This is a genomic window from Nocardioides exalbidus, from assembly GCF_900105585.1.
Taxonomy (GTDB): domain Bacteria; phylum Actinomycetota; class Actinomycetes; order Propionibacteriales; family Nocardioidaceae; genus Nocardioides; species Nocardioides exalbidus.
In genome coordinates, this window is sequence record NZ_FNRT01000002.1 from 3,219,715 (window position 1) to 3,234,689 (window position 14,975).

At 72.5% G+C, this 14,975-nt stretch carries 17 protein-coding genes; 5 read left to right on the forward strand and 12 right to left on the reverse strand.

What is annotated here, in order from left to right; translation table 11 throughout:
• Positions 1–244 precede the first annotated feature (244 nt).
• Positions 245–1,834 carry an MXAN_6640 family putative metalloprotease gene (locus BLV76_RS15835; RefSeq protein ID WP_139306597.1) on the forward strand — a complete coding sequence of 530 codons (1,590 nt, stop codon included), beginning with the start codon at positions 245–247 and terminating at the stop codon, positions 1,832–1,834.
• Between the two features lie 13 nt (positions 1,835–1,847).
• Here the strand turns inward: BLV76_RS15835 and cobU are convergent, their stop codons facing one another.
• The 3 genes from cobU to cobT are packed head-to-tail and all read right to left on the reverse strand — an operon-like array spanning position 1,848 to position 4,230.
• On the reverse strand, positions 1,848–2,375 hold the full coding sequence (cobU, locus tag BLV76_RS15840) for a bifunctional adenosylcobinamide kinase/adenosylcobinamide-phosphate guanylyltransferase (protein WP_090970124.1): 528 nt from the start codon (positions 2,373–2,375) through the stop codon (positions 1,848–1,850).
• Positions 2,376–2,413: 38 nt separating this feature from the next.
• Entirely contained in the window at positions 2,414–3,190 is a 777-nt protein-coding gene (locus BLV76_RS15845; RefSeq protein WP_090970126.1) for an adenosylcobinamide-GDP ribazoletransferase, read from the reverse strand.
• A complete protein-coding gene (gene cobT, locus BLV76_RS15850; RefSeq protein ID WP_090970128.1) occupies positions 3,190–4,230 on the reverse strand; it encodes a nicotinate-nucleotide--dimethylbenzimidazole phosphoribosyltransferase in 1,041 nt (346 codons plus the stop codon). Before cobT ends, BLV76_RS15845 begins: the two co-directional genes overlap by 1 nt.
• 65 nt (positions 4,231–4,295) lie before the next feature.
• Here cobT and BLV76_RS15855 point away from each other — a divergent pair, with 65 nt between their 5' ends.
• Genes BLV76_RS15855 through ctlX form a run of 4 tightly spaced genes read left to right on the forward strand, consistent with a single transcriptional unit; the run spans position 4,296 to position 7,213 of the window.
• Entirely contained in the window at positions 4,296–4,817 is a 522-nt protein-coding gene (locus BLV76_RS15855; protein ID WP_245734702.1) for a 2'-5' RNA ligase family protein, read from the forward strand.
• A 35-nt stretch (positions 4,818–4,852) separates the two neighbouring features.
• A complete protein-coding gene (locus tag BLV76_RS15860; RefSeq protein ID WP_090970132.1) occupies positions 4,853–5,056 on the forward strand; it encodes a hypothetical protein in 204 nt (67 codons plus the stop codon).
• 7 nt (positions 5,057–5,063) lie between these two features.
• A complete protein-coding gene (locus tag BLV76_RS15865) occupies positions 5,064–6,149 on the forward strand; it encodes a threonine aldolase family protein (RefSeq protein WP_090970134.1) in 1,086 nt (361 codons plus the stop codon).
• A 32-nt stretch (positions 6,150–6,181) separates the two neighbouring features.
• On the forward strand, positions 6,182–7,213 hold the full coding sequence (gene ctlX / locus BLV76_RS15870; protein WP_090970136.1) for a citrulline utilization hydrolase CtlX: 1,032 nt from the start codon (positions 6,182–6,184) through the stop codon (positions 7,211–7,213).
• Between the two features lie 26 nt (positions 7,214–7,239).
• Here ctlX and BLV76_RS15875 read toward each other — a convergent pair whose 3' ends face one another.
• The 9 genes from BLV76_RS15875 to BLV76_RS15910 all read right to left on the reverse strand — a co-directional run bounded on the left by BLV76_RS15875 (position 7,240) and on the right by BLV76_RS15910 (position 14,960).
• A complete protein-coding gene (locus BLV76_RS15875; RefSeq protein ID WP_217630496.1) occupies positions 7,240–8,421 on the reverse strand; it encodes an Nramp family divalent metal transporter in 1,182 nt (393 codons plus the stop codon).
• A gap of 118 nt (positions 8,422–8,539) precedes the next feature.
• Positions 8,540–9,370, reverse strand: a complete 831-nt coding sequence (gene tatC / locus BLV76_RS15880) for a twin-arginine translocase subunit TatC (RefSeq protein WP_090970139.1) — start codon at positions 9,368–9,370, stop codon at positions 8,540–8,542.
• Between the two features lie 13 nt (positions 9,371–9,383).
• Positions 9,384–9,704: a twin-arginine translocase TatA/TatE family subunit gene (gene tatA / locus BLV76_RS23365; protein WP_090970141.1), complete on the reverse strand. Its 321-nt coding sequence runs from the start codon at positions 9,702–9,704 to the stop codon at positions 9,384–9,386.
• Positions 9,701–10,066, reverse strand: coding sequence for a twin-arginine translocase TatA/TatE family subunit (locus BLV76_RS15890; RefSeq protein WP_090970144.1), 366 nt, complete (start codon positions 10,064–10,066; stop codon positions 9,701–9,703). The genes tatA and BLV76_RS15890 overlap by 4 nt, the downstream gene beginning before the upstream one ends.
• Positions 10,067–10,134: 68 nt before the next feature.
• Complete coding sequence (locus tag BLV76_RS22635) at positions 10,135–10,305, reverse strand: hypothetical protein (protein WP_175539700.1); 171 nt, start codon at positions 10,303–10,305, stop codon at positions 10,135–10,137.
• Positions 10,302–11,192, reverse strand: a complete 891-nt coding sequence (locus BLV76_RS15895; protein WP_245734703.1) for a ferritin-like domain-containing protein — start codon at positions 11,190–11,192, stop codon at positions 10,302–10,304. Before BLV76_RS15895 ends, BLV76_RS22635 begins: the two co-directional genes overlap by 4 nt.
• Positions 11,193–11,356: 164 nt before the next feature.
• Positions 11,357–12,145, reverse strand: coding sequence for a ceramidase domain-containing protein (locus tag BLV76_RS15900; protein WP_090970148.1), 789 nt, complete (start codon positions 12,143–12,145; stop codon positions 11,357–11,359).
• Positions 12,142–12,798 (reverse strand): ankyrin repeat domain-containing protein, encoded by a 657-nt coding sequence (locus BLV76_RS15905; RefSeq protein ID WP_090970150.1) that lies wholly within the window; start codon positions 12,796–12,798, stop codon positions 12,142–12,144. The genes BLV76_RS15900 and BLV76_RS15905 overlap by 4 nt, the downstream gene beginning before the upstream one ends.
• A gap of 77 nt (positions 12,799–12,875) precedes the next feature.
• Positions 12,876–14,960, reverse strand: coding sequence for a PhoX family protein (locus tag BLV76_RS15910; protein ID WP_090970152.1), 2,085 nt, complete (start codon positions 14,958–14,960; stop codon positions 12,876–12,878).
• Positions 14,961–14,975: the final 15 nt, after the last annotated feature.

Below are 14,975 nucleotides of genomic sequence, written 5' to 3' on the forward strand. Positions count from 1 at the left end.
ATCGGTGCGATGCTGGCGCAGGACGTCAGCAACCCGACCGCCAGGCATGCCGTGAGCGCTCTCGACCTCATGCTGCTGGGACGCGCGCGGTACGGCGTTGGTTGACCACCGACGGTAGTGGGGAACCAGGTGCGGGTGATGGAGGCCGATCGACCTGCATCCGGTTCCCCAACTCTCCATGCCGGCAGGTGAACAGACTTTGGTTCCGTAGCGGCGTGGCTGGTGGTGCTGGTGAGATGCAGCCATGCACCCCCACCCCCTGTTGAAGTCCTGCGCGGCGATGCTCACCGCCACCCTCACCCTGACCCTCGGAGCGACGGTCGCCGCCGCCGCCCCGACGTACGCCGACAGCACTCCGGCGACCTCGACCGACGCACAGGTCGCGAAGGACGCGCTGGCCGCGGCCGAGGCGGCCGTGTCCGGCGACGTGGCCGCCTCCGCCGACGAGAGGACCGACCTGACGCTCGCGATGCGCGACCTCTTCGTCGCGAAGGACTCGCTGCGCGGCGCCGACCGGGCGAGCGCCGAGCGCCTGCTCGCGCGCCCGACCACCCCGCCGGACGATCCGGACGACCCGCGCGACATCTACTACGGACCCGACGCCGACCTGCAGACGCAGTGCAGCGCGAGCTTCTGCCTGCACTGGGTCGAGGAGGGCGTGCACGCCACGACGCCCGCGTTCGCGGCGACCGCCTTCGACACCATCGCGCACGTCGCGAACGTCTACGCCGAGGCCGGCTTCAAGCGTCCGCTGCGCGACGCCGGGCAGGAGGGCGACACCCGGATGGACTTCTACCTCGGCGACATCGACTCCGTCGGCGCCCTGGGCTACTGCCGCTCCGACGCGGACGGCCCGGTCGTCGGCAGCGCCTGGTACGCCTACTGCGGCTTCGACAACGACTACGCCAGCACTCCGTGGCTGTCCCCGACGGCGGCGCTCCAGATCACCGTCGCCCACGAGTACTTCCACGCCGTCCAGTTCGCCTACGACGCCGAGGACGACGGCTGGCTGATGGAGTCCACGGCCACGGCGATGGAGGACGTCCTCTACACCGACGTCAACGACAACGCGTTCTTCCTCAACTACGGCCAGATGGGCGACCCCGACTACCTCGGCTACCCGCTCGCCGGGCCGTCGACGAGCCTCGACACCTTCGACCTCAACGCCTACGGCAACTGGGGCTTCTGGCGCTTCCTCACGGAGAAGTACGACGACACGACCGCCGGCGTGCCCAACCTCGTGCGCCAGGTGTGGGAGGCGCTCGACACCACCAGGGGCACCAACACCCGGTTCTCGCTGCAGGCGATCGACAAGGTCCTCGCCGCCCGCGGCACCTCGACGCCCGAGCAGTACGTCGCCTTCGCGGACGCGAACCAGCACCCCGCCGACTCCTACGGCGAGGCCGTCGCGCAGGCGTACCCGACCGCCCCGAACACCCTCGCCACGCTGCAGCTCACGAGGAAGAAGCCGGTCGCCGCGCACCGCGTGACGCTCGACCACCTCACCAGCGCGACCGGCGAGGTCCTCCCGTTCGCGGGCAGCAGGTGGCTCACGGTCGCGGTCGACCTCGGTCGGTCGACGCCGGTCCGCGCAGTCGTGACGGTGCACCGGACCGACGGCAGCACCTCGACGTCGTACGTCCGCACCACCAAGCAGGGCCACGGCGTCGCGGTCGTGCCGTTCTCGCCCACGAAGGTCGCGTCGGTCGAGGTGACGCTGGCCCACGGCGGCACCCGGATGACCGGCTGCGGTGGCGGCAGCGTCCAGGCGTGCGGCGGCACCAGCCCCGACGACGGGCTGGTCGCGCAGGTCGGCTACCTCGCGGTGGGCTGACCGGGCGAGGGGCTCAGAGGCGGAGCACGCGGCCTGCGACCACGAGGTGCACCTCGTCGCAGGCCGCGGCGACGCGCTGGTTGACCGTGCCGAGCAGGTCGCGGAAGAGCCGTCCGGAGCGGTGCTCGGGCACCACGCCGAGGCCGACCTCGTTGGTCACCAGGACGACGTCCTGCTCGCACGCGTGCAGGGCGTCGACCACCTCGTCCGCGCGCCCGACCACGAGCCCGAGCGCGACGTCGTTGTCCGCCTCCCACGCGCCGGCCTCGTCGACGACGGCGGTGAGCCACGTGCCGAGGCAGTCGATGAGGACGGGCACCTCGGCGGAGCGAATCGCACCGGCGAGGTCGCGGGACTCCACGGTCGTCCACGAGTCGGGGCGGCGCGCGCGGTGCGCGTCGATGCGTGCGGCCCAGTCGGGATCAGTCTCCACGTCGGGCGAGGGACCCGCGGCGACGTAGGTGGCCGGCTCGTCGCCGAGCAGCGCCTCGGCATGCGTCGACTTGCCGGACCGTACGCCGCCCGTGACCAGGATCCGCATGACGCGATCCTGTCAGAGCAGGGAAGTCCTGACGGCCCTCACACCGTGGCGGCGGCCAGCACGAGGACGGCGAACGAGACCTCCACGGCGGCGCCCAGCACGTCACCCGTGATCCCGCCGAGGCGGCGTACGCACCTCATCAGCAGCGCGACGACCGCGGCCACCATCAGCACGAGTCCGGCGAGGGTGGGCCACGCGGATCCCAGCGCGTCGCCCGCGAGCGCCACCGCGACCCCACCCACCACGAGCGAGGCGACGGCGGCCACGACGGGCACGGCGCCGATGTGGGTCGCGCCCAGTCCGTCCGCCCGGGCGGCCGGGACGCCACGCACGCAGGCGACGGCCAGGCAGGCGCGTGACGCGCAGACCAGCAGCGCCACGGCGAGCCATCCGTGCTCGTGCCGGACGACGGCGGTCAGCCCGGCGGCCTGGAGGCTCGCGACGAGCACGACCGCGACGACGCCGGCCGGGCCGACGGGACCGGTGCGCATCACCTCGAGCGAGCGCTCGCGGGAGTACGACGCGGTGAGCCCGTCGGCGGTGTCCGCGAGCCCGTCCCAGTGGAAGGCGCGGGTGCCGAGGGCGAGCGCCAGCACCACGACGTAGGCCGTCGCGAGGGGCGGCAGGTCGATCCACTCGCCGACCAGCACGACCAGGCCCGCGACGACGCCGAGCGGCAGGGCGGCGACCGGCGCGAGCGCCATCGCGAGCCCGGCCACCGACCGGTCGACGCGCGAGGGCATCGGGACCCGGAACGCGGTGAGGGTGCCGGTGGCCAGCAGCCACGCTTCGCGGCCGAGATCGAGGCCGGGCATCAGGACGGCATGATCTCCGACAGCAGGGCCACGTCGCGGAGCACGGCGACGCCGGAGCGCAGCACCGGGAGCGCGGCGACCGCGCCGGAGCCCTCGCCGAGGCGCATGCCGACGTCGAGCAGGGGCTCGAGGTCGAGCGACTTCAGCGCGTGGGCCTGGGCGGGCTCGGTGGAGCGATGGCCGGCGAGCCACCAGGCGGACGCACCCGGGGCGATCGCCTCGGCGACGACGGCGCAGGCGACCGACATCAGGCCGTCGAGGAGGACGGGCACGCCGCGGCGCGAGGACTCGACCAGGAACCCGACGGTCGCCGCCAGGTCGGCGCTGCCGAGGGCGGCCAGCCCGTCGACCGGGTCGTCGGTGCGCCCCTCGACCCGCTGGAGCGCGGTGGCGATGACGTCGCGCTTGCGGACCCAGCCGTCGTCGTCGATGCCGGTGCCGCGACCGGTCACCTCGTCGGCGGGCAGGCCGAGCACGGCGGCCACGAGCGCGGCGGCGGGCGTGGTGTTGCCGATGCCGAGGTCACCCGTCATCAGGAGCTGGGCGCCGTCGTCGACGAGCTCGCCGGCCACGGTCGCGCCGAGCGCCAGCGAGGCCTCGACCTCCTCGCGCGACAGGGCGTCCTCGAGGTGGATCGCGCCGGAGCCGCGCCGGACCTTGCGGGCGGTCACCTCGGCCGGAAGGTCGGACAGGTCGGCGTCGACGGCCACGTCGAGGACCGTCACCGAGACTCCGTGCGCCTGCGCCAGGGCGGTCACGCCGGCCTTGCCGGCGACGATCGTGCGGACCATCGCCTCGGTGATCGCAGCCGGGTAGGCCGACACCCCGTGCGCGGCGACACCATGGTCACCCGCGAACACCACGAGGCGTACGTCGTCGAGCGGGCGCGGCGGCACCTCGCCCTGCGCGGCGGCGACCCAGGCGCCGAGCTCACCGACGCGACCGAGCGCCCCCGGGGGAGTGGCCAGTCCGGCCAGGCGCTCGTGGGCGAGCGCGGCGACGTCGGGCGAGGGGGGCGCGATGCGCGAAGACTTCTCCATGGCCGGGCCAGAATAGGGCCAGGCCCGGGCGCCGGGAACGGGTCCTGACCTGCGAGTCTTGCCGCGTGCCCGGCCACTCCGTCCTCCAGCTGCCCGTGCCGGCGCTGGAGGAGTGGGTCCGCGCCCGCCACGCGCACTACGACGGCGGCTTCGTGTCGGCCGACCCGCGCTTCGGCCACGCCCACGTGACGGCGCTGGGACCGTTCGACCCCGACCCGTCGGCGGACGTGCTGGCGGCCGTCGGCGCCATCGCCGCGGGGACCCCTCCCGTGCGCGTCCGGCTGGAGGAGCTGGCGCAGTTTGCGAGCGGGATCATCCACCTCGTCCCCGACCCCGACGCCCCGCTGCGCGACCTGACCGCCCGGCTGGTGGCGGCGTTCCCCGCGTGGCCGCCGTACGACGGCCAGTTCGGCGACGACGTGCGGCCGCACCTGACGCTGGACGCGGCCTCGGCCGACGTCGACCTGGCCTCGACCGCGGCACTGCTGGGCGACCTCGTCCCCGTCGACGTGGTGCTCGACCGGCTCCAGCTCGCGTGGTGGGAGTCGGGCGGCTGCCGGGTGCTGCACGAGTGGTCGCTCGGCTGAGGGGGGCGTGAGGGCCGCTGTGCCATGATCGCGCCATGGCTGCATGGGCACACCTCGAGATCACTGTCGACGACCAGGGCAACGTGGAGGTCGGCGGCTACAACGCGGACCCGGAGGCGCTCGTCGAGGGCACCGAGTCGTGGGAGGACCTCCTCACCTCGCTCGGCGTCAACGGCTGGGAGCTGGTGCAGGTGATGCCCGGCGTCGAGACGACGTACTGGTTCAAGCGCCAGGCCTGATCCGGCCGTGACCGACCTCGCCGTCCGCTTCCGCGAGGCGTCGGCGGCCGCCGAGGCGATCTTCTGGCGGGCGCCCGCCTCGCCGGCGGAGACGTTCCGCGCCCTGGCCGACTTCGCCGAGGAGCACGGCATCGAGCGCGACGTCTACGGCGAGCGCGGTGCCGTCGCCCAGCTCGAGGGCGAGGTCGCCGAGCTGCTCGGCAAGCCTGCGGCGGTGTTCTTCCCGAGCGGGGTGATGGCGCAGCAGGCCACCTTGCGGGCGTGGTGCGACGGCTCCGGCTCGCGCCGGGTGGCGCTGCCCGACCTCTCCCACCTCGTGCACCACGAGCAGGACGGACCCCGTCGCGTGCTCGGCCTGGAGCTCGAGTGGCTGACCACGGGCCGCGAGACACCCACGGCGGAGTCGCTGGCCAGGATCGGAGGCCGGCTGGGTGCGGCGATGGTCGAGCTCCCGCTGCGCGACGCCGGCTGCCTGCTCCCGACCTGGGACGAGCTGGTCGCGCTGTCGGCCGCCGCCCGCGAGCGCGGCGTGCCGCTGCACGCCGACGGTGCCCGGATCTGGGAGTCGGTGCCCCACTGGGGCCGGACCCTGGCCGAGGCGGCGGACCTCGTCGACTCGATGTACGTCTCGCTCTACAAGGGCCTCGGCTCCTCGAGCGGCGCCCTCGTCGTGTGCCCGGAGGACCTCGCCGGCGAGCTCCGCTCGTGGCGGCAGCGGATGGGCGGCACGATCTTCTCGATGACGGCGGCCGCCGTCGGTGGGCTGGTCGGGCTGCGCGAGCACCTGCCGCGCTTCGGCGACTACCGCGCCTGGGCCATCGAGCTCGCGGCAGCGCTCCACGAGCACGGCATCCGCACCTTCCCCGAGGTGCCCCACATCCCGACCTTCCTCGCCTACGTGCCCGGGACGCCCGACGAGGTCAATGAGCGGCTCATCGCCTTCGCCGCCGAGCGCGGCACGATGCCGTCGGGCATGTGGCGCCGCGCCGACGTGCCGGGGTGGGTCGAGACCGAGCTGAGCTGCTACGACGCGGCGACCGGCCACGATCCGGCCGAGGTCGCCGCCCTGCTGGCCGAGGCCGTCGGGATCTGACGCCGGGCGCTCGGTGGGCCTACATTCCTCCCGTGAGTGCCCAGGCCCCTTCCGCTGTCATCCTGATCCGCGCGACCAGCTTCGTCCCGAACCCCGCGACCGCCGCGGACAACGCCTTCCAGGCCGACGCCCCGGCCGGTCAGAGCGACGACACCACGTCGGCCCACGCCCTGGCCGAGATGGACGCCCTCGCGGCAGCCCTGCGCGGGGTCGGCGTGAGGGTCCACGTGTTCGAGGACGACGACCACACCCGCCCCGACAGCGTGTTCCCCAACAACTGGGTCTCCACCCACGCCGGCGGCACGGTCGCGGTCTACCCGATGTATGCCTCCAACCGGCGCCACGAGCGTCGCGCCGACGTGCTGGAGATGCTCAAGTCGGAGTACCGCGTGCAGGCAATCGTCGACTACTCCGGCCTCGAGCCCGACGGCATCTTCCTCGAGGGCACCGGTGCGATGGTGCTCGACCATGTGTCCCGCGTGGCCTACACCGCGCGCAGCCACCGTGCCGACATCGCCGTCCTCGAGCGCTTCTGCACCGACTTCAACTACGAGCCGATGGCCTTCGACGCGTTCGACGCCGACGGCGTGCCGGTCTACCACACCAACGTCATCGCCTGCATCGGCACCGACGTGGCGATGATCGCCCTGGGGATGATCCCCGACGAGGCGCGGCGCGAGCAGGTGCGCGAGCGGCTCGCCGTCACCGGCCGCACGATCGTCGAGCTCACCGAGGAGCAGATCCGCGAGTTCGCCGGCAACGCTGTGGAGCTCTGCGGTCGTACGCCGGAGGGCAGGCGCCGCTACGTCATGGCCATGTCGGCCCGCGCGAAGCGCTCGCTGCGCCCCGAGCAGGTCGCGGCGATCGAGGAGTCGTGCGAGATCGTCGCCGTCGAGATCCCGACGATCGAGCTGGCCGGCGGGTCCGTGCGCTGCATGATCGCCGGCGTCCACCTCGACCACCGCCCCGAGCAGCTGCCCGAGCCGGGCGAGAACGTGGTCGCGATCAACGAGGACAACCCGGTCACGCCCGACGGTCGCTACGTCGCCAAGGACTACGCCTGACCCGCCCCCTCGACGGGTCAGACGCCTCAGCTCGCCAGCTGCACGAGCAGCACGGCGTTGAGAGCGATGATGGCTGCGGCGACCACGATCCCCGCAGCGGTGGTGACCTTCCGGTTGACCAGCGACCCCATCACGTCCTTGCGGGCGGTGAACCACACCAGCGGCACCAGCGCGAACGGGATGCCGAAGGACAGCACGACCTGGGAGCCGACGAGGGCGGCCGTCGGGTCGACGCCGATCGCGAGGATGACCAGCGCGGGCAGCAGCGTGATGAGGCGGCGCACGGTGACGGGGATCTGCCGGCGGATGAAGCCCTCCATGATCACCTGTCCGGACAGCGTGCCGACGCTGCTGGAGGCGAACCCCGAGGCCAGCAGGCCGAGGGCGAAGAGCAGCGCCGCGCCCGTGCCGAGCGAGTCGCCGAGCCCGGCGTGGGCACCCTCGATGGTGTCGATGCCCTGACCCGACAGGGCCGAGGCGGCGACCAGCAGGAGCGAGAGGTTCATCAGGCCGGCGACGGTCATCGCGACGATCACGTCGACCCGCTGGCTGCGCATGACCGTCACCCGCTCCTGCTCGGTGCGGGCGTGCAGGCGCTCGCTGGTGAGCGCGCTGTGCAGGTAGATCGCGTGCGGCATCACGGTCGCGCCGAGCATCCCGGCGGCGAGCATCACGCTGTCCATCCCGGCGAAGCGGGGGAGCGTGCCGTCGAGGACGGCCATCGAGTCGACACCGCTGATCGCGACGTCGTACACGAAGCCGACGAGGATCACGCCGAGGAGGCCGATGATGACGGTCTCGAAGTGGCGGTGGCTCTTGCCCTTGAGCCCGAGCACCACGAAGGACACGACCGCCGTGATGGTGCCGCCGACGATCAGCGGCAGGTCGAACAGCAGCTTGAGAGCGAGTGCGCCGCCGACGATCTCGGCCAGGTCGGTCGCGATCGCGACGAGCTCGGCCTGTCCCCAGAGCCCGTTGGCGACCCGGCGGGGGAGGTGCTCCCGGCACAGCGCCGGCAGGCTCAGCCCGGTAGCGACGCCGGCCTTGGCGGAGAGGTACTGGATGAGCATCGCCATGATGTTGCTGACCACGACCACCCACACGAGCAGGTAGCCGTAGGCCGAGCCGGCCGAGATGTTGGTGGCGAAGTTCCCGGGGTCGACGTAGGCCACGGCCGTGACGAACGCCGGCCCGAGAAGCGGCCACATCCGGCCGAGCCTGCCGCGGATCCCGGCAGGCGCGGTGGGCAGGTCGAGCACCGCGGTCGCGGCGTCCGACGTCGTACGGCGCGGGGGCGGGGCGGCGTAGCGCCGGGTCTGGAACATGTCAGTCCTCGGTCCAGGGAGCGACCTGCGCGAGCGCACGGCTGGCCCGGCGGCGGTCGATCAGTCGCGTGATGACCTCGGCGAGGATGAAGAGCACCATCATCGGGATGGCGAGCATCAGCATCGAGAACGGGTCGGTGGAGGGGGTCGCGACCGCGGCGAAGACCACGGCGGCCATCAGGATGATCGAGCGGTGCTTGCCGAGCTGGGCGCCGGTGACGACGCCGGCCAGGTTGAGCAGCACCAGGAAGAACGGGATCTCGACCGCGATGCCGAAGACCAGCAGCATCCGGCTGAAGAAGGAGAAGTAGTCGCCGAACTCGACGAGGTTCTCCATGCCGTCGGGGGTGAAGCCGATCAGCACGCCGAGGCCCTTCGGCAGCACGTAGTAGCCGAGCGCCACGCCGGCGATGAAGAGCGGCCCCGCGACGGCGGCGAAGACCTTCGACCAGCGCTTCTCCCGCGCCAGCAGGCCGGGGACCACGAAGGCCCACGCCTGCCAGAGCCAGTAGGGGCTGGCCACGACGACGGCGGCGGTCCCGCAGAGCTTGAGGTTGAGCATGAGCGGGCCCGTCGCGCCGGCGACGTATGCCGTGCTGACCGTGTCCGCGCCGATCAGGCCCTGGGCCTGGTTGTAGGGGCCCAGGACCAGGTCGAGCAGCTGGTCGTAGAACGGGAGCGCGACGAAGAACGCCACCACGAGGACGAGCGCGCAGCGAATCAGCCGGGCCCTCGCCTCGCGGAGGTGGTCGGCCAGCGACATGCTCCCGGGCTTCGAGCCCGGGTGGCTGGGGGCGACCCTCAGCACGTTGACGGCAGTGGCGATCGACATCGGTCTGCTCCCGTCAGGCGCGCGGGGCGTCGTGCTGGCGCGGGGTCTCGACGACGACGGGCTCGGACACGATCGGCTCGGACACGATCGGATCGGACACGGCCTGGGTGGTCGGCTCGACCGTCGTGGCGGCACGGTGCTTGTCGTCGTGCTTGTCGTCGCTGTCGATGAGGCCCTTGGTCTCGGCCTTGAAGATCTTCAGCGCCTGGCCGGAGCCACGGGCGAGCTCGGGGAGCTTGGAGGCCCCGAAGAGCAGGACCAGGACGGCCAGGATGATGAGCAGCTCCATGCCGCCCAGCCCGCCGATGAGCAGGGGAGTGATGGTGGAAGTCATGCTGTCTTCCTCTCGGGTGATGCTGCAGGGGTGCTGGGGGTGGTGCTGGGGGCGATGTCGAGGTGGTCCTCGATGTCGTCGTCGTCCTCGTCGTCGACGTCGACGTCGTCGTCGCGCTCGGCGAGGATCTCCTCGACCTGGCGACGGACCATCTCGCGCGGGTTCAGGTCCCGCAGCTCGAGGTCGGCGTAGTCGTCGCCGAGGGAGGTGCGCAGGTCGTCGCGCACGGAGTCACCCATGCGCTTGGCGGCCTTGAGGCCCTGGGCCAGCTGCCTGGCCAGCCCGGGGAGCTTGTCCGGACCCATGAGCACGACGCCGAAGAAGGCGATGACGGCGAGCTCGGGCAGTCCGATTCCGAACATGGGGATCTCCTCTCAGGAGCTCCGGGGTGGCCCGGACGTCACGACGACGTCCGGGCCACCGGGGGCGGTCAGGCCCGGTGCTCTGCTGTGTGCAGGACCCGGTCGACCTGGGTCGCCCAGTGGGCGGGCCGCAGGGCGGCGTGGTGCACGGCCGGGTGCGCGACCAGCCACGCGGCGCGGAGCACCACGAGGCCGAGGGCGAGCAGCCCGACCATCTCGATCGCCGACACGTCGATCACGCGCTCTTGTTGACCGAGCCGTTGACGCCCCTCGGGAAGAAGCCACCGCGGGTGACGGACTTCGGGTTGAGGTAGACGACGTTGAGGACCTGGCCGGGCGTGCGGCTGAACGCGATGCCGTTCTTGTCGGTCGGGACGAGGTTGGCGGCGCCGGCGGCGGAGCCGATGCCCTGGTCCTTGGTGCCCTTGCCGTCGAGGCTGTCACGCGCCTTGGAGATGGCCTTGGCGGCGTCCTGCAGGCCCTTCGAGTAGAGCGCGCTGCGCACGATGCCGGCGTGGTAGGCCTCCACGGCCAGGATGCCGGCGGCAGCCTCGAGGTAGGTCTTGTTGGAGATCAGCGGGGCCGCGCCCTTGTAGGCCGTGACGCCCACGTCCTCGAAGATGTAGGCCGCGAGGAGGAAGTTGTCCTCGTTGGCGTACGGGTCGAAGGTCTGGCCGGGCTGGATCACGCCCGCGGCGGTGGCCGCGGCGGTGAAGCTCTCCTGGATGTTGATGGCGGGGCGCGCCACCTTGGCGCTGCCGAGCGCCTTGCGCAGGAAGTTGACGTGGTCGAGCTCGTCGGTCGCGATCTCCTCGGCGTACTTGCGGATCGCCGGGGTGGCGAAGGAGACCTGGCGGCCGCCCTTCACGTTGCCCTTCTTGCCCTTGCCCGAGGTGAGCTTGTCGTCGAGGCCCTTGCCGAACGCGGCGTACTGGTAGAACTCCGCCTCCAGGTACTCGAGGTTGAGGGCGAAGTTGAGCACCGCGCCGTCGCTGACGCCGCCAGCGGCCTGCGCGGGCGCCATGCCACCGAGGGCTCCGGCACCGACGACGCCGAGCCCGGCGACACCGGCCGACTTGAGGAAGAGGCGGCGATCGGTCTCGTTCTCCGCGCTCCGGTTGATCATGTCTGTGACTACTGCCTTGCCGAACATGCGTACTCCTTGGGGATGTTCGCTGTGCGAGTTTCAAGGTCGTCGAGCCTCCGACGGCCCACCGGGACTGAGGCCCGATTGGTGTGACTCAGGCCATTCGGGGCGAGGCGGCGTGCCGGATTGGACGGGTTCTCGGATCACACCCGCGCGGGTGGGCGCACGAGGCGGTGCTCGGAGTCGTAGAGGCGGAAGAGCCAGTACGCCGCGACGGCGCACAGCAGGTGCCAGGCCGCGTGCCCCTGCAGCCACGAGTGCGGGTCGCACATCCCCGCGTTGGTGAGCAGCCAGATCGTGAACGCGAGGAGCATCGCGGCCAGCGCGACGACCCCGTGGCGGAAGACGAGGACGGTCTCGCCGCGTCGCCACAGCAGGGTCTCGAGGACGACGGCCGCGACCAGCAGGACTCCGAACGCGAGGTTGCCGGAGTAGTGCACGACGGGGATCGGGTCGGGCCACAGGCCCGCGACCTCGCAGGCCGCCACGCAGGCGACGTAGGCCGTCACGAACGCGGTCGTGCCGCGGCGCGTCCATCGCACCCACGCCCACGCGGCCGCGAAGCCGGCCACGAGGTACATGCTCAGCATGTCCAGGTGCCCGCCCCAGGCGCTCTGCGTGGCGTGCATCGCGGCGGAGCCGGGGCCGAGCAGGACGACCACGCAGGCGTAGGAGGTGGCGACCGTCCGCGACATCACCGCGTCGGCGCGAGGGCGACCCGCCCGGAGGCCGATCATGAGCCCGGCGACGACGAAGCCGAGGTTGGAGAAGGTGTTCGCCGGCTGGCGGACGAGTCCGCCGCGGGCGGCCTCGCAGAAGTTCGCGCCGCGACCCACGTCCGGGCCGAGCCAGCCCTGCCCGACCGCGACGACCAGCAGCGCCGTCGACACGACGGCGACCGCGCCGGTGGTCGCGAGCGGGCGGCCCGTCACACGAAGCCCTCCTCGACGAGGACGCAGCCGCCCTCGGTGATCACGTGCGCCTGGCCGGACCCGCCGACCACCCGGCACCAGCTCTCCACGACCAGCCGGTTGCGGTGCACGCTGGAGGAGAAGCCGCCGTACATGCCGGGGAAGGGGAACCACAGCGTCTGCAGGCGCTCCTCGCCGAGCACCTCCGTGGCGACGGGCCGGTACGCGACCGGGTCGAGGCTGCTCGTCCGCTCGCCGACCAGGGCGTCGAGGTGGCGGTCCCAGGCGTCGTACCTCCTTCGACCGGCGTCGGTCACGTCCGGCGTCGCGAGGGCATCGACGAGGTGCCCGTGTCCGCGCCGGCGGGCGAGGTCGACCGGGCGGTCGCCGTCGGCGGTGCGCAGGGAGCGCCAGGCGCCGTGCGCGAGGAGGCGCTCCACCACCTCGACGGGTGCGCCGAGCCACGCGGCCTGGTGGAGCGGGGCGAACCAGCTCGTGCCGCCGATGCGCCACTGGTTGGGACCGAGCCAGGGGCCGGACCCGACGAGCTGCAGGACCGTGTCCCACGCGCCGCCCTTCGCCGCGTCTGCGAGCCGGTGCGACCCGTCCACGACGGCGTCCTCGAGCACACCGGGATCGGTGACGCCGGGCCAGTCGTGGTTGCGCTGCTCCATGGCGTGATCAGACCACATCGGCCCTCCGGGTCGAGGAGACGACGGGCCCGACCACGCCACGGGCAGGCAGGGGTGCGTCAGCGGCTGCGCGTCACCTGGACGACGGTGGGGCGCGGGCCGGCGAACTGGCCGGCTCCGGGGGTGCCACCAGTCGGCACGAAGTCCGGGAAGCGCGACTGCGGCGCGTCCCACGAGCCGTCCTCGCCGGGGTGCTGGACGGCGACGAACACCGACTGGTCGCGGTCGTGGATGACCGGACCGCAGGTCTCCGCGCCGGACGGCACGGCGAGGAACTGCTGGACCCGACCGCGCTCCGGGCCCTCGACGGGCACCTTGAACAGGCCGTCGCTGAGCTTGATGGCGCTGGGCTGCCCGTCGGTGGAGATCCAGAGGTTGCCCTCGCTGTCGAACGCCACGTTGTCCGGGCACGAGATCGGCGAGACCGGTCCGGTCCAGCCGCCGAAGTAGGTGCCGGCCGAGGCCGCGTCGCCGCAGATCAGCAGCAGGCTCCACGTGAAGGTGTCCGCCGTGTGGTCGCCCCACGTGGGGCTGATCTCGACGATGTGGCCGTCCTTGTTGGCCGCGCGCGGGTTGGGCTCGGTCGGCCCCTCCTTGCCGACCTTGCCGCGGTCGGTGTTGTTGGTGCAGGCGACGTAGATCCGGCCGTTGTGGGTGCTCGGCTGGACGTCCTCGGGGCGGTCCATCCTGGTCGGCATCACGGAGTCGGCGGCCAGGCGCGTGTAGACGAGCACCTCCTCGAGCGTGAAGCCGGGGACCATCGACTGGCCGTCCTTCGTGAGCGGGATCCACTCGCCGGTGCCGTCGCTGATGCCGTCCTCGAGGCCGTCGCCAGTGAAGCGGGCCACCGACAGGTCGCCCTCGCTCAGCGGGGAGCGGCGGCTGCCGTGGCGGCGGTGCGCGTCCTTCCAGCCGCCAGGCCCGACACCAGGCCCGCCGCCGTGCACCCGGTCCTTCGACACGAAGCGGTAGAGGTAGTCGAAGCGCTCGTCGTCGCCCATGTAGGCGACCACGCGGCCGTCGCGGTTGACGATGACGTTGGCGCCCTCGTGCTTGAAGCGGCCCATCGCCGTGTGCTTCACCGGGGTCGAGCGCGGGTCGGACGGGTCGATCTCGACGATCCAGCCGAACCGGTTCGGCTCGTTGCGGTAGTCGGCGGTCGTGGCGTCCCACCGGGGGTCGACCGAGCGCCAGTTGCGGGTGTCCTGCGTCGCGGCGAGGCCGTAGCGGGCCTCCTTCGGGTCGGTGCCGGTGGCGCGGAAGTACTGGTTGAAGTTCTCCTCGCCCGACAGCACCGTGCCCCACGGCGTCGTACCACCGGAGCAGTTGTTCATGGTGCCGCGCACGGTGCGGCCGGTCGGGTCCTCGGCCGTCTTGAGCAGGTCGGAGCCGGCGGCCGGGCCGTCGAGGACGAAGGGCGTGTCGAGGGTGATCCGGCGGTTGAGGCGGGCACCGGGGACGTAGGTCCACTTCTCCCCGCGGCGGCGGCGCTTCAGCTCGACGACCGACATGCCGTGGGCGGCCCAGGCCGTGCGGATCACGGTCTCCGGGTCGGTGCCGGGCGGGAACATGATGTTCTCGTTGGTGTACTCGTGGTTGCACACCAGGAGCGCGCTGGTGCCCGAGCGGTTCGTCTCGATGATGTCGAGGTAGTCGTTGTTGTAGCCGAACTGGCCGGCCTGCGCCTCGGGCGTCTGGCGCATCCCGTCGAAGGCGGGCGCACCCCGCAGGATCGGGTCGCCCCACCGCAGGATCGGGTCCCAGCGGTAGCCGGCGGGCACCGTCACGGTGTCGACCGTCGTGGCAGCGGGCGCGATCGCGGTGAAGGCCAGGTCGCCGTGGTGCGGACCGGGGCCGTGGCCGCCGCCGTGCCCACCGCCGTGCCCGCCGTGCCCGCCGCCGGGCTTCGCGGCCGCGGGCAGGGCGGGTACGGCGGTCAGCGCGGCCGCTGCGACACCGGTGCCGACGACGGTCCGACGGCTCAGGGCCTGGGTGGCGACGTCACGGAAGTAGGAGGTCTCGGTGGTGTTCGGCGCGGCGACGAAGCAGGCGTCGCCGCAGCGGAGGTGGCAGGTGACGGCGCTGCGGTTGCCGTGGGTGCGCCCGGCCATCGGGAGCAGCGGAAGACTCGTGCGAGAGGTCATGTCTGGGGGACTTTC